Raw genomic sequence first — 251 nt, forward strand, 5'->3', positions numbered from 1 at the left:
ATAATATACTTTTTTATTGTTGTTTATGTGTGATTTTGGATTTTGTATATTAATGTTTTTGCTTCATTTGTGTGAGGATTTCTTGTGTTATCTTCATGCTTTTTATGATGATGATTCTGTAGGTGTGTGTGTTTTGTTCGTGTTGGGGGTTTTTCTCTTTCTGGAAGCCTTTGTGGTTTGTGCTGGGGTGTTTTTGATCGTCGGTAAGCCTTTGGTGTAATGTGGCGGCGTTTTTGTGTTTTTTTATGCAG

1 protein-coding gene is annotated in these 251 nt (G+C 35.5%); it reads right to left on the minus strand.

Features of this window, described 5'->3' with window-relative positions; genetic code table 11:
• Nucleotides 1-49 precede the first annotated feature (49 nt).
• A partial coding sequence (locus ACEN88_RS35875) for a hypothetical protein (protein WP_413347150.1) occupies nt 50-251 on the minus strand: 202 nt, incomplete at its 5' end.

It is taken from the genome of Massilia sp. CT11-108, from assembly GCF_047302915.1.
Classification (GTDB): domain Bacteria; phylum Pseudomonadota; class Gammaproteobacteria; order Burkholderiales; family Burkholderiaceae_D; genus Telluria; species Telluria orientalis.